This is a genomic window from Anabaenopsis tanganyikae CS-531, from assembly GCF_029891675.1.
Taxonomy (GTDB): domain Bacteria; phylum Cyanobacteriota; class Cyanobacteriia; order Cyanobacteriales; family Nostocaceae; genus Anabaenopsis; species Anabaenopsis arnoldii.
The window spans coordinates 1-14,099 of record NZ_JANQDF010000114.1 but is presented as its reverse complement, the minus strand read 5'-3'; the positions used below and the strand labels follow the sequence as shown (position 1 = coordinate 14,099).

General features: G+C 41.1%; 14 protein-coding genes. 2 read left to right on the top strand and 12 right to left on the bottom strand.

From position 1 onward, the window contains the following. Positions 1–106: 106 nt before the first annotated feature. On the top strand, positions 107–316 hold the full coding sequence (locus tag NWP22_RS11640; RefSeq protein WP_280801912.1) for a hypothetical protein: 210 nt from the start codon (positions 107–109) through the stop codon (positions 314–316). A gap of 38 nt (positions 317–354) precedes the next feature. Here NWP22_RS11640 and NWP22_RS11635 read toward each other — a convergent pair whose 3' ends face one another. From NWP22_RS11635 to dndC, 9 genes are all read right to left on the bottom strand, one after another. After that, positions 355–1,113 carry a HEAT repeat domain-containing protein gene (locus tag NWP22_RS11635; protein WP_280801911.1) on the bottom strand — a complete coding sequence of 253 codons (759 nt, stop codon included), beginning with the start codon at positions 1,111–1,113 and terminating at the stop codon, positions 355–357. Between the two features lie 98 nt (positions 1,114–1,211). Then, complete coding sequence (locus NWP22_RS11630; protein ID WP_271733756.1) at positions 1,212–1,613, bottom strand: GNAT family N-acetyltransferase; 402 nt, start codon at positions 1,611–1,613, stop codon at positions 1,212–1,214. Positions 1,614–1,680: 67 nt separating this feature from the next. After that, positions 1,681–1,932 carry a hypothetical protein gene (locus tag NWP22_RS11625; RefSeq protein WP_271733750.1) on the bottom strand — a complete coding sequence of 84 codons (252 nt, stop codon included), beginning with the start codon at positions 1,930–1,932 and terminating at the stop codon, positions 1,681–1,683. Between the two features lie 68 nt (positions 1,933–2,000). Then, the gene (locus tag NWP22_RS11620; protein ID WP_271733749.1) at positions 2,001–2,414 is read right to left on the bottom strand and encodes an ABC transporter permease; all 414 of its coding nucleotides are present in this window, start codon (positions 2,412–2,414) and stop codon (positions 2,001–2,003) included. Further along, positions 2,399–3,688 carry an AmpG family muropeptide MFS transporter gene (locus NWP22_RS11615; RefSeq protein WP_271733755.1) on the bottom strand — a complete coding sequence of 430 codons (1,290 nt, stop codon included), beginning with the start codon at positions 3,686–3,688 and terminating at the stop codon, positions 2,399–2,401. Before NWP22_RS11615 ends, NWP22_RS11620 begins: the two co-directional genes overlap by 16 nt. Positions 3,689–3,772: 84 nt before the next feature. Continuing rightward, positions 3,773–5,230 (bottom strand): DNA phosphorothioation-associated putative methyltransferase, encoded by a 1,458-nt coding sequence (locus tag NWP22_RS11610; protein WP_280801910.1) that lies wholly within the window; start codon positions 5,228–5,230, stop codon positions 3,773–3,775. 41 nt (positions 5,231–5,271) lie between these two features. Beyond that, on the bottom strand, positions 5,272–5,658 hold the full coding sequence (gene dndE, locus NWP22_RS11605; protein ID WP_271733746.1) for a DNA sulfur modification protein DndE: 387 nt from the start codon (positions 5,656–5,658) through the stop codon (positions 5,272–5,274). 2 nt (positions 5,659–5,660) lie between these two features. Continuing rightward, complete coding sequence (gene dndD / locus NWP22_RS11600; RefSeq protein WP_280792166.1) at positions 5,661–7,646, bottom strand: DNA sulfur modification protein DndD; 1,986 nt, start codon at positions 7,644–7,646, stop codon at positions 5,661–5,663. 43 nt (positions 7,647–7,689) lie between these two features. Further along, the gene (dndC, locus tag NWP22_RS11595) at positions 7,690–9,291 is read right to left on the bottom strand and encodes a DNA phosphorothioation system sulfurtransferase DndC (RefSeq protein WP_280801909.1); all 1,602 of its coding nucleotides are present in this window, start codon (positions 9,289–9,291) and stop codon (positions 7,690–7,692) included. Between the two features lie 178 nt (positions 9,292–9,469). Here dndC and NWP22_RS11590 point away from each other — a divergent pair, with 178 nt between their 5' ends. After that, positions 9,470–11,047, top strand: a complete 1,578-nt coding sequence (locus NWP22_RS11590) for a DGQHR domain-containing protein (RefSeq protein WP_280801908.1) — start codon at positions 9,470–9,472, stop codon at positions 11,045–11,047. 27 nt (positions 11,048–11,074) lie between these two features. On the opposite strand, the gene NWP22_RS11585 is transcribed toward NWP22_RS11590, so the two are convergent. The 3 genes from NWP22_RS11585 to NWP22_RS11575 form a co-directional block, all read right to left on the bottom strand. Beyond that, positions 11,075–11,548: a DNA phosphorothioation-associated protein 4 gene (locus tag NWP22_RS11585; RefSeq protein ID WP_271733742.1), complete on the bottom strand. Its 474-nt coding sequence runs from the start codon at positions 11,546–11,548 to the stop codon at positions 11,075–11,077. Positions 11,549–11,627: 79 nt separating this feature from the next. Beyond that, positions 11,628–13,697, bottom strand: coding sequence for an AAA family ATPase (locus NWP22_RS11580; RefSeq protein ID WP_271733741.1), 2,070 nt, complete (start codon positions 13,695–13,697; stop codon positions 11,628–11,630). After that, positions 13,694–13,867 (bottom strand): hypothetical protein, encoded by a 174-nt coding sequence (locus NWP22_RS11575; protein WP_271733740.1) that lies wholly within the window; start codon positions 13,865–13,867, stop codon positions 13,694–13,696. The genes NWP22_RS11580 and NWP22_RS11575 overlap by 4 nt, the downstream gene beginning before the upstream one ends. Positions 13,868–14,099: the final 232 nt, after the last annotated feature.

The window sequence follows — 14,099 nt, the reverse complement described above, 5'->3', positions numbered from 1 at the left end:
AACGCCACGCAGTTCTATAACTTATCCCTACCTTTTTTGCATAATCAGATAGTTTCATTCATTTAATGATCGTACACTCATAATATTATACTACAAATGTACATAAATGACTATAAATTCATTAAATTATTGTAGACCTGAGTATGACTTTAGCAAGATGCAGGGTGGTGTTAGAGGAAAATATGTTGATCGCTACCCAGCAGGAACAAATGTAGTATTACTTGAACCTGACGTTGCTCAAGCCTTTCCCACAAGTGAATCGGTTAACGAAGCACTTCGTCTGCTTATGCAAATCGCTCAGAGACAGAAATCTTAAACAGCAAACCGATGGCTGTAAGTATCATTCCCCACCCATCAAAACCATCCCTCTTGTTCTAGGGTTTCAATCAGCTGTAAGCCACGGGGGTCACCTACCCCTAATAGTGAGGCTTTGGCGTCTTCCCGCACTCCTAAATCCTTGTCTTCGGCGAAGGCTTGAATCAAAGCGTCGATCGCTGTGGCATAGATAATATTAGACGGTAATTCTCGGCACAACTGCCCAATTGTCCAAGCGCAGTTACTCCGCACTGCTGCTACTGGGTCTTGGACTAAGGCTTCAATTACTGGTGGTATTGCTCCCACAACAGTCTCATATCCAACATCTGCCATTTGGGCTAAGGCGCTAGCAGACCACAAACGCACGGCGGAAATGTCGGTTTTTAAAGCGTCTGCTAGGGGGGCTAGAGAACGGCGATCGCGGCAATTTCCTAAAGCCCAAACTACCCCCTTACGTACATAGCCATTCCAGTCTTTGTTAAGTTGATTTATTAACGGTTCTACTGCTTCTGGGCTGGGATTGCGTCCAATCCCATAGGCTGCACTCACCCGCACCAAGGGACAGGTATCAGTTAACAGGCGAATTAAATGGGGTGTAGCCCGTGCATCTTCCAGATCACAAAAAGCACGAGCTGCAAGCATCCGTTGTTGGGGTTGATGATTTTCTAAAAGAGCTAGCATTTCCTCTGGATCTGGCTTTGGCCCTTGAGATTCAGTGGTTAGGGGTGCTATGTTATCCAGGGGGCTTTCTAGCTCTTCCTCTCCATCAAGTAGGCTTAGGTCTTCTTCGTCATACATAATTAATATTTATATATTTATCTGGTAGCATTAAATAGATATATTTAGATCATTTAGGGGTGAACTACCTACAAGGTAAATAAAACTAGGACTCCTGACTACAAACCTTTAGTTAGTGATTTTAGCATCCATAGGGATTGGGTTTGATAACCTAAGTTATGGTAAAGGTTGAAGGCTGCTGAGTTGGATGGAAAAACCTGTAAACCAATTTGGCGATCGCCTCTTTGAGTTGCCCAATTTTCTACATACCTCATCATAGCTGTACCAATACCCCGTCGCCGATATTCTGGGACAACGTAGAGAAGAAAAATGTGAGCATGGCGATCGCCCCGGACTTGATCTATGGCATTTCCTACCCAGAGACAGGCAATAATAGGGGATTCCTCACCCAAACACTCTACCCACCACAAGGGTGTATCTGGGGAGAAATACTGATCAACGGTTCTGGCTAGATGGGCAAAGTCTTGCTGGGGAAATAGTTCCCGGTAAGTTTGCTGCATAAACTTGACCAGCAGCGATCGCTCTTGTGTTGAACCGGGACGAATATAGTAGCCCGGTAGCAGTTCCTCAGACAAACTCAGTTACCGTTAAATTCTTGGTTACGGGGGGTAAAATAGACAAACACACCCCAGGGGTTTGTGAAACAGAAAATAATTCTTCTTCCCCATTCACCCATGTTCCTATTTGCCCATTCTCTTCTACTGGTGCGGGTGCTGCCATATCAGAGGGTAGGAAAATACGGGCGCTGACTGCTACCAGTGCTAATGAAAAGATTAACACTACGAGCAATGGGGCAATATACTGACGAATGATCACCATAATTTAATTGCAATCTTGGGGCTGCTGAGAATATTGGCTTGACTTATTCTATCGAGTTTTGAAGCTGGTTAGCGTTGCTCCCGTTCCAAATCATCAATAGCCCTCTCGCAGTACCAATTTTCTGGCATTCCCGGATAATTAACCCTTGCTTGTTGAATCAATTGTTCAGCAGCGGCTACATCACCTCCTAATTTAGCAATGAGTTTGTTTTTGAGATGGCTATCGGTTATCAGGGTTGTTGTTTGCTCCTGTACCGCATCTCGTCTGTTTTGAGATCTTAAGCGTGATTGTTCTCGACCTAGCTGCCAAAACAAAACGTAATAAAGTGTACCAAAGATTACAACTAGACTGAATGTTCCGAAGATTGTTAGTTGGTTAAGTTCTAGAAATCCTAAAACTAACTGTGAGAGAACATAGCCGAGTAACAAGCCGGTGAGTAAGAGAATAAATGTGCCAACAATAATAACTATTTGGTTCCCCATAAATCCTCATCTTCTTCAAGTCCTGGTCTGGATATTGCCACTGGTTTAGGGGTCCAAGGGGCAAAGAATGGTAACAGAAGTAATCCTGGGATAGCAGCAACCATACTGATAATGAAAAATAAAGGCCAATCCGTAATTTTTGCTAAAGTCCCAGCGGGCGCGACTAGAATATCACGACTGACCGCCATAAAACTGGATAATAAAGCATATTGGGTGGCGGAAAACCGCTGGTTACACATATTCATCAAAAATGCCACAAAGGCTGCTGTTCCCAAGCCACCGCAGAAGTTTTCAATGTTAATTGTTAACACTAAAGCCGAGTAGTTTTTACCAAGATTAGCCAGGATATAATAAGCTAAGTTACTCACCGCTTGCAAAGCACCAAATAACCAGAGCGAACGGTTGATACCAATTCTACTCAAAATTGCTCCACCTGCTAAGGTGCCAACGATGGTAGCAATTAGCCCCATACCACCTTGAATTGCGCCGATATCGGTTTGGGTAAATCCTGTTTGCAACAAAAAGGGTGTAGACATATTGTTAACAAAGGCATCGCCCAGTCTATACAGGACGATGAACAGCACAATTAAAATTGCTTGGAGTACACCGTGGCGCCCGAAAAATTCCCCAAAGGGTAAAATTACCGCAGCTGCTAAGGATTCTGGGGGGCTGGTTTCTTTGGGTTCTGGCGCAAATAAGGTGGCAAGAATTCCAATACCCATACCCAAGGACATCAATAGGTAAACTGATGACCAGGGTAAACTGTCCGCTAGGATTAATGCCAAAGACCCTGTGAATAACAGCGCTACTCGATAACCTAAGACGAAAACAGCAGCACCTGCTCCTAATTCTAATTCTTCTAGAACATCAGTACGGTAAGCATCGGCGGCAATGTCTTGACTAGCACTTAAAAAGGCGATCGCCACAGCATTAATCGCTAATAATTGTAATGCTTGCTTGGGTTGTTGCCAAGCCATGAGGGCAATGGCAATGAATAACCCAATTTGCAGTATGATTAACCAGCCGCGTCGCCTCCCTAAAATTGGCACTGCAAACCTGTCTAGCAAGGGTGACCAGATAAATTTTAAGGAGTAGGGTAGACCTACAAGGCTGAATAAGCCAATAGCACCTAAATCTACCTGTTCTACAGTCATCCAAGCCTGGAGGGTTCGGCTGGTTAAGAACAATGGTAAGCCGGATGAGAAACCTATTAATGTCAAGGCGGCCATTTTACGGCTACCAAAAACTTTTACTAGCGATCGCACGGGGTTCATTTTGTCCAGGTTCTTTCTCAATTTGATCAATTGCAGTTATCTTGCCACAGTTGCTGTATTTTTCTTAGGAAACATGGAATTTAGTTAAAATTCTTTGAGTTGATGAATTTGATGACCTGTGATTTTTACGCCGTGTGCAGCCAAGCATTTTTCCCAACCTGCACGGGTACCAATGTCACTTTTTTGCTTGAGTAATCCTAATTCTTCTTCTTGTTGGGTGAGTTGGGCAAATTGTTGGTAGTGTGGGTAATTGGGAGTTACAAAGGTTTCTTTGCGGTGCAGAATGGGCGGATTGGCTCTATCTGCATAATCTCGGTGAGTGATGTATAGGGTTTTTAAGTCAATGGTAATACTGGCTGTTAAGGCTGGATGGGGATCAATGTCAAATTGTGGGTAAAATAAGTAAGATATTTGTTGCTTGTCAAGATGGTATTTGATTAATGTGGCTCCGTCTACACGCCCGATGGTGCGGCTAGCACAGCTTTCATAAATTCGTAGTAAGGGGTCAAGGGCTGCTAGGGCAGACACATGAACGTAAAGTGCGCCCCGTGTGTGTTTGCCAATTTTGCTCTTTTCGCAGGCTTTGTGGATAACTTGGGGATTACCTAAGCTGAAAAGCTTTTGGTCAGCTACTTGACAAGCTTCTTCGTAGCTACCAAAAAAGGCTTTGATGTCTTGGCGCATTTCTGGGGGTAGTTTGTGCCATGTGGGACGTTGATCAAAGTGACTGAGGGCAAGATATACTTGAATGTCTAAGGAACGACGATAGGCGATCGCATCCCATTCTGCTTCATCGGTAACTTGTAAAACTACATTAAAGGCTCGGCGGAAGCTACCAAATTCTGTGAGTAGTTCCTCTTGATTCCCTAATTCACCTTTTACAGGTAGCCTGCCACGTTTGGTAAAAAAGTCTATCAGTGGTTTTAGTTGTTCCTGGTAGTCTTCAAACCGCTTACTGGGAATACGTACTCTAGGTGTAGCAGTGCTAGAAAAGAACCGGATGGCTTTAAAACTTTCTTTTTCTACATCATCACGAAAGATAAAATACACACCCAAGGCTACTGGTACTGCATCTACATTCAGTACCTCATCTATGTAAGTTTTGAGTTCTTGTTGTTCGTAATATTTCTGAAAGGTGTTGCGGCGAGTAACTATACCATCGCTGTAAGCTAGTTGGGTTTTACTCGGGGCGTTAATTAATACTTGTGCAGCGACAATTAGAACTTTTTGGGTAATTTCCCAGGCGCGGATCAGACTTCGGCGGCGTTCCTCTTGGTCTTCAATGACGTTGAGGACATAACCTAAGTTGACTATATCGGCGACGCTAATGGTGTCCTTGGGAAAGTAGTAAGGGTCCCAACCGGCGCTACTATAGCCTAATTTGGCGACTCGCTGCACATCACCACCGTGGCCACAGCCATAATCAAAAAATGAAGTCTCTTGAGTGAGGATTTGCCAGTCTATTGCCAAGCGGACAGGGCGAGATATATCATGACGAGCGATCGCTGCTCTGTGACGCTCGATTTCTAAAGATTCGGCCATATCAGTTAACTGTTAACTGTTGACTGTTAACTAATATCCTTTCAATGTTTGACTGCTAATTCAATTAGGTCTTCAATTTTCTTGATATTTGGGTCTCCTGCTAAGTAACCAATTCCACGATGCAAGTGCAGGCGAAATTGCGTAGCTAGGGTTTCTTTGTCTGTACCATAGCCATCATTATGGCAGCGTTGCTTCAGGGCGAGCAGAAGAATATCGGAGATTTCGCCACCAAATACCCGCCAGGTCATTTCTACGTTGCTATCTTGGGGAATTGGTACCGGTGAGGGTGGGGCAGATTCTGCTAAGGAACGACAAAAAGCCCAACGACATAAAATGTTCCATTGGTCAATTTTAGTGCTACGTTTAAGTTTAAGTAGTTGTTCTTTGGCTGTTTGAGAAAGTTTGATTCTTTCAATGGGAGATTCCATATTTACCAAAAATATTGATTTTCTATGACTGTAGTTTGACGGGTAGAGGAGTTATACTTGAGGAGGTATTCCCGGGCGATCGCTTGATTATTTCTCAGTGTTTCTACTTCATGCTTACCAATTTCTGTATCTGTTGATAACAGTATAACTTGATGGCTAGCAGAGGGGAAATACCTTTCTAGGAGGTTTCCCCGGTGGGATGAGTCTAGTCTACCCAGGGGTGTGTCTATGGCTACGGGTAAGCGACGGCCTGAGACTCGCGCTAATCCCCAGAGAAACGCGATGGCTAGTAGTTGCTTTTCTCCCGCGGAAAGTCTCTGTTTGGATACTGATTTACCATTCAGATCATACAGCGATAGGCTGAATGTGTTGGTGTCGATGGCGACCCGATGCACTAAATCTGATTTGTGTAGCAGGTAGCGAAAGCATTCCGTAACTTCAATTTCTAGTTTATTTAGTTTTCTCAGAGTTAATTTCTCACGGAACAGTTTTAATGTATCTTGAACTTTAGCGGCTGCGTTAATAATATGTTCATTATGTTTGCGGTCAATATTAGTTTCTGTATATTGTTCTAGGCTTTTTTTTGTGTTACGAATCTCACTTTCTAATTGATTTAATTGACTTTTGGTTATTTCACAAGTTGCTTTTGCTTGTGCAACTTCCTTTTGTGTTTGTTGTAAGTTATCCACTAATCTTTGATAGTCTTCTGGAGATGCAGCGGTTTGAATTTGTCTTTCTAGGGTGATAATTTCTTCTTCTTGGGAGTGCAGGTCTGTTAACTTATCTTGGGTTACTTTTTTCGTATACAACAGATAATGATGAATAATATTATCTAATTGATTCAGGGTTTCTGAGTCAGTTAATAGCCAGGATTCTTGTATGGTATCTTGCTGAATCTTATTATTTTCCGCTGAGATAAATTCTGTGATTTTCTCAACTTGCTTGTTGCTAATTTTTAATTGATTAATCAAGTCAATTAAACGCTGATCTCTTTGTAAGAGTAAATCATAGGCTACTTTAGCTTGTTGAGTGCGAAATTCTCTCTCTCCTTGAATATAAGTTTCCTGGAGTAAAGGTTCAATTAAACCTAAAGGTAAGATATCCGCAGCTAATTCACCCATGGCTAAACGTGTCTTTTCCGCGGCGCTATTTATGTCATATTTTTGTTTTTCTAACTGACTGCGATCGCCTGCTATTTTACCACCTTCAGCAATGAATTTGTCAAAAGCTTCTTGCTGCTTTGTCTCCGCTTCCAATAAAGTCTGATTAAATTCTTGGAATTGCCGCTCAATTTTATGATATTCCTGTAGTTGTACCTTCAGTTTTTGCTCAATTTCTTCTAAATTCACCAAGTCTTGAGTATCAGCGATTTCCTTACGCTTGCGGTTGACTATAATATCTAAATCAACTGATAATCGTTCAGCTAGTTCTAAACCTAAAAGCCCACGAATTGCATCAACCACAATGGGAGGAGGTGTTTCCTGCTCCGCCAGTTCCTTGACTTGTTCACCATCAAATAAAAACAAGTTAGAAATTCCTAATGGTAAGAGATTTTCTATATACTCATCCCAAATATTCACTAAGGCAATATCCAGCCATTCTTGAGCATCTAAAATACCTAGTTGGTCCTTACCATCTTTAGGTTCTTTTGTCCAGCGTCGCACCACTCTATATTTTACTGGCTCATCATTTTCAATATGTTCAAAAACCAATTCAATGCGAGTATCTTCCAGTGGTGGAGTGTGGCTATTAACGCATTGGGTGAGAAAGTCGTTATAACTTAGGTTACCACGGGTGGAACATTGGGCGCGATGACCATATAATGCTAGGCGCATTGCATCCATCAGGGTAGTTTTTCCCCCGCCATTCATTCCCCCTAATAGGATAATGGGACAAGCATTTTCTCCATCAATTTTTGGGTTAAGATTGATTACCTGACGACCACAGTAAGGACCAAAGTTTTGTAATACGAGTTCAAGGAATATCATTGATTTGTGGGTTTCTAGAATATGGGGGAATAACAGATTTTGACTAATTCCCTGTTATATCTTGCTTTTTAAATTTCATGCTTCCCCAAGATGGCGATTTATCGGGTTCATCCATAGCATTACCTAAAGTCAGCTGCTTAACCCTTTCTATATCACCTGCGTCAACCGCTGTTTTTAAATCACGTTTCAAATGGGCGTTTTTAATTGCTTCTTCAGGGGAGCGGGAACTGGTAGCAAAACATTTTTCTAGGGTGTCATATATTCCTACCCGTCGTCCCTTTTTACGATACTGGCGTTCTGTGTCCAATAACTTCGCCATTAGCTCCAAATGCATAGCATCATCACCACAGATTTCTTCTAGTACCACCCATTCATCACTCCCGAGTAAACTATACCCAGCACCGGGACGGGGGTCTTGGAATACCTCACCAGTCACCTCTTGATAAATCCGCGGTAAGGTGTCATCAAATTCATGTCTTTCTTCTAGCCAGATCCGGCGAATTTCACTCAGTTCTTCAGGGGTAATTAAAGTAATATCGCGCATATTTTCTGGTGCTCTAACTCGGAGTTGTTTTTGAACTGTGAGTAACTTTCTGAGCCAATCTTCACGCGCTTCTTTAATATATGGTCCAGGAATAGGCTCAACTGATACTTCACCTTCTAAGTTACGTTCATATAGTTGGACATCCCCACTTCTGCGGCGAAAGTCTCTGCGATCGCGGTTTTCTTCAATATCTAATTCCTTACGGAAATCAAGTAAAGGTTGCATCCACTCTTTTTCTTCATCATTTTGAATCATAGCTGTCAGTGATTTATCCTGACTAACTAATGTACAAACCCAGCAACCAAAACGAGAGCTACCACAACTGGGAGTAGTTGTATCCACTACTAAAGGACATTCATTATCAGCAGATGCACCTCTATAAATGGCGAATAAATCTTTATTGCTATAATTCCAAGGGTTTTCCCATTGCATCAGATAAATCCAAACCTCATCATTTTGCCAATCCTCAATGGGACTGTAAACTAGAGAGTTTGGCAAGTTCATGTTAGGACTGAGGTGAGCACGTACCCGTTTAGCTTCCCATTTTTTCATTCTATTAGCACGCGCTCTGCTTTCAGCTTTGCGAGTACCTAGTACAACAATGGCCTCCCCTTTCGTACGGATGACATCACGAATAAAGCGATTGGAGGGATTTATTTTGAGACGTTCTGTACACCAGCGAAATTTACCTCTTGGCGCTGGATACCCTTTACCAATCAAACCAACCCAAAAAGTCTGTTTAGGTTCTGGCTGTAATAAATGGGTTTCAAATGGTAATCTTTGCCTTTGGGCTTCAGTTTTCATCTGTTTGAGCGAATTACGTACCCACGCAGCTACGATAGGATTTTCTACCAGTGTATCTGTAGTAATTACGTAAATTTTTTTGTGGATTTTTTCCGGTGGTAGTCCAGCGATCGCATTCCATACCAGTTGTAAAGTTGCTGTACTGTCTTTACCACCTGAATATCCCACTACCCAAGGTACATCATCTAAACAATACAATTCTTGAATTTCAGTGGTCAAAGCTTGGATATCAGCCACTAAATTTGCTACAGTAGGCGATTGCTGACCTTTATTTTCTGGTTGTTGTGCTGTACTCATGGTCTTTCTACCTCTGAAAATATCGGCGTGACTATTTCCACCCGTGTGAATGGAAATGGCTAACATACAAAAAAATTTACTTAATATAGGTACGAAAAATTTTTAAAAACCTTACTACTAATACCCAATTTTGCGGATAATTCTACTATCCTACACTATTTAGTTTTGAAAATTTAACATGACCCACTCTGACATCGCTCAGGAATACCTGGAAAGAGAACATAAGGAACAACAGGTACTATCCTTACTACTCAAAAATTTCTTAGCCAAAAAAGACCATATTTTCGTCCAGAAAACTGAGATGGGTGGTACTGAGGCTTATGTTGGTTCTGTCACCCTAGAATGGTTTGCGGGTCGCGTTCACTTTGCATCTGGTTTACCCTTACTTCAGAAAAAGTACAATCCACAAACTGGTAATGTAGTTGACGCAGACAGCATTGACGAAATTCAGCAACGTCCCCTTGACTGGTCACGACAAGCGCCCCTAGTACAGTACTTAGCAGCGCGGAAAAGTCACAAATTCCCACCTGTTCTCGTGGTGATTAATCAACCCTGGGTGGATAATCCCAAAGCTCCTGAGTGGGATAGTCAGGGAATAGCTTTAAAATCTACCACTGATTTTACCCCTTTGGATCAAGACGGTAAAGTGGGTCTGCTGAATATTTCTGAGGATGATGTGAATATTTATGCTTTAGATGGTCAACACCGCCTGATGGGTGTGCAGGGTTTGATGGAGTTAATCAAAACCAGCAAACTTCAGCGCTATAAGAAGGATAAAACTGCTGATGATAATTCGATCACAGTCAGTGATTTGATAGAAAAGTACCAAGTAGACCTTGACGAGTTACAAAGTTTACCCAAAGAAAAAATTGGCATTGAGTTCATCTGTGCAGTTGCGTCTGGGGAAACTCGCACCCAGGCGCGGCGCAGAGTGAGATCGATTTTTGTTCATGTTAACTTGATGGCTGCACCTTTAACTAAAGGTCAATTAGCACAGCTAAATGAGGATGATGGTTTTTCTATTGTGGCCAGAAAAATCGCTGTTACTCATCCGCTTCTCGAACAACGACAAGATCGCAATCCTCGCGTTAATTGGAATAGTGGGACAGTGGCATCTAATTCTACTGTTTTAACCACCCTGCAAGCTCTCCATGATATGTGTGAGCGATATTTGGGGCAAAAGTTCCCTCACTGGAAACCTGCGGAAAAAGGCTTAATTCCTATGCGACCCGAGGATGACGAACTTGAGCAGGGAATTGAGGAATTCCGCCAGCTATTTGATTATTTAGCAACCCTTCCCAGTTATAAGCTGCTGGATGAAGAAGACACCCCCACTTTGCGACGCTTTAGTTTTGAAAAGGATGGAGGTGACGGAAATATGCTTTTCCGTCCTGTAGCTCAAGTGGCTTTAGCTCAAGCTTTGGGAATTTTGGTTTTTCAAAAGGGTTTCTCACTGGAGGATATCTTTAAAAAGCTGCGGAAATTCGACCGACAAGGCGGCTTGAGTGGTATGGAGTATCCACAATCGTTATGGTATGGTGTTTTGTATGACCCCAATAAAAAGCGGGTGCAGGTTTCAGGACGGGAATTAGCAGCCAAGTTACTCATTTATATTTTGGGTGGAGTTCAGGAGCAGATGGAACGAGCTGAACTGCGCAGGGCTTTGGCTGATGCGAGAACTGTAGAAAATAAAACCATAGGCTTTGATGGTAAGTTGGTTGAACCTAAGCAAGTAGGACTACCAATTATTTTATAAGTAGCAGAGTTAGCAAGGTTATGGTCATCAAAAAAGAAATTTGCTTAAATCAAATTCCTCTTCTTCTTCCCCGTAATTGCTTCTTTCATAAGTTAAAAATAATAAAATGCGCTCTGAATAATCCACTGCTCCCCTTAACTCTTGTTCTAATATCTCCAGTCCCCCATTAGCATATTCTTCAAAAATATGGTTACGTTGCTTATCATATTCTTCTTCATGGGGAGATAATACTTTAATGTGCTGAGTTTCAGTTACTCCCAATAATTTAATCACTATGTCAGTTCCCACTGAAGCAAAATATTCTAACCTAATAGGTGATGGTTCCCTTTTGGCAATTTCCCCCAAAGGGACACGCTTTTTATGCTTTGCACCCAAAGCTGCTGCAAATACGATGACATCAGCAAAAGTGGAAAACGGTCCTGTTCCGCCCTCTGAAGATGTTAAATCCTTAACTAACTGAGCCTTGTCTTTAGCAACCCTGATTCTACCAGTTTCAACCATTATCCTTAAAATCACTATTTTATACTAAAACAGCTGGCGATCGCCTTTTTTCTCTTATCCTGCATCATTCACACGACAGTTAATTACGAACTACTTCCATAATTTCGGTATACTCAAAATCATTGGGACTTTGCCTGATTAAAGAATATCTTTCTTTACCTAACTGAATATAATCTTGCTCACAATCTGGTTTAGAAGAATAATAATTCAGCACATATTCTCTCCCAATCATCTCCGTCATTTCCTCTTCCACCTCACCCCGCCATTGAGTCTTAGTTACTAACACAATTAACTGATTAGCTAATTCAGGAATTTTCGCTGCTATACGTCTACGTGAGGTTTCATCCAAACTACCAAAGGGCGAATCCATGACTATGGGAAAAGTACTACTATCAGGAAGCATCATCATTTTGCGCTTTTGACTCCATTCCCTCACCTTATCCATAATACTAGTAATAAAAGATAAACTGAGAATTTGGTTTTCCCCAGTGGAAGATGCAACTGGTGCTTCTATACCCGCAGTATATTCTACTAAAGTCAATTCATATTTTTCGCTAATTTTGGGAGTATATGGTTTGACTGAAAGCAGATTGAATATCTCTTGTACTCGCTTTTCCAGTTGCAGACGAAATTGTTTTTCTTGCCGATTTTTAACTTCTGTTAAGCGTTCAATAGCATCTTGAGTAGCATGAATGCGGCGCTGTGCTAATATTTGTTTTGCTTCATTTAGTTGCTGTTTAGATATTTGTTTAGCTAAAGCATCAAGTTCTGTTTTTAATTGGATAAGTTGCTGCTGATTTGCACCCTGTTCTCTATTTAATTCATCAATATTAAGTTCTATTTCGTCTAAACGTTTTTGCAAGCTGCTAATTTCCTCATTAGTATCTTTTCTGAGTTTATCTTGAATATTATCTAACTCATTCTCCACTTGAGATATTGTGTCCCTTAACTGTTTAATCCTGGCTTGTTCTTTATCAACTTCTTCCCAAAAAGCCGCTGCTTGTTTATCGATTTCATCTACTTGAACAGCCATACGAATTGCTGTTTCTTCCACTACTGAAGAACCTGCTTTAACTAACCAGGTTTGAATATGTTTATGATGAGCAGTACCAATGCTTAAGTCAGCACCACAAATACAGCGTTCAGATTTTAATAAGTCATTCAGAAATTCCCGCGAAATACCCGACTTTAACTCACCTCTCTGCTTTAAATCATCAATAATTTTCCGAAATTGAGATGTAGTATCCGAAAGCATGACTGTATAACCCCGTGCTGAAATTATCTTTTTCAGGGCTTCTTTATTTTTCTTAAATGCTTCCTGGTTTTCTGCTTTCTGTAATTCTAAACTTTTCCATCTGTCTTGCAATTCTTTAGCAGCAACAAGTTCTAGCAAGCGGTTACTTGTCTCTTTCTTCAAAGTGTGTTGATATTCTAATTCTTTTTTAATTTCTGTTTGTCTGTTGGTGATGCGTTCACTCTCTTGTTCTATCTTCTCTTGCTGTCTGAGTAGCTGTTTCGTTTCTGCATTACCAATCGCTTTTAGTTCATTTTCCAAACTTTTTTTAGCTTCTCCTAGGTGTCTAATGGAACGGTTAATCACCTCCACACCCAAGAAAATTTTAGTCGCTTCGGCAATTTCGGCTTTTTTATCACATCGCACTATTTCCTCTATGCGTTCACCGTCAAAGAAAAAATACTGATGTAAACTTGCAGGTAAAATCTGATTAATGATATTATCGGGGTTTTGGTTTGGGATATACCATTGACCATCATCCTCACATACCCACATCCGTAACTCAGTTTTACTCGCTTCAAAGTCAATATCATTTTTATAAACTCGACAGGAACGTTTAACTCGATAGCGTTTACCTTCATGTTCCCAGGCCACTTCTACCCAACATTCCACAGCTTGACCTTTTTGAGCTTCGGCTATTGAGCGTTTATTAACTAGTTGTTCTGTGGAAGCAAAAGCAGCAGTAAATTTTTCATATAACACCCAAGTAAATGCATTGAGTAGACTCGTCTTTCCAGAACCATTATTTCCATGAATAATTGTGGTGTTACGATTATCTCCTACTGCAAGCAGTATTTCTGGTGTTGTGCCATAAAAGGAGCGAAAGTTGCACAGTTTAATTGAAGTCAGCTTCATCGCACCTCTTCCTTCACAATATCCAATATCTCTTCATTTATATGGCTATTGCTTTTCTTATCTAGTCTCCCTTTTTCTAACTTCCATACTCGCTCAATAATTTGTCGCACTTCTGGCGGTGCGCTGGTAATTGGTTCCTGCACATCCTCGATATTTGACTCTGAACGCATTTGAGATTTTCAATAGGTTTTTTATATTCTATCTACCTGATTATATTTATCTTTTTGTTGTATTGCGAATTGATGGCGGAAAAAGGTTGATTTTCACAATTGTTTCTGCTAAAATTAGGTTAGATTTTCATCATAATGGGGTATTATGAAAATTTTTATTTGCAGTCACAACCGATTATAATTAACCTTATGATCATCTTCCCATATTACGCCCCATTTATTCCCCAACTTA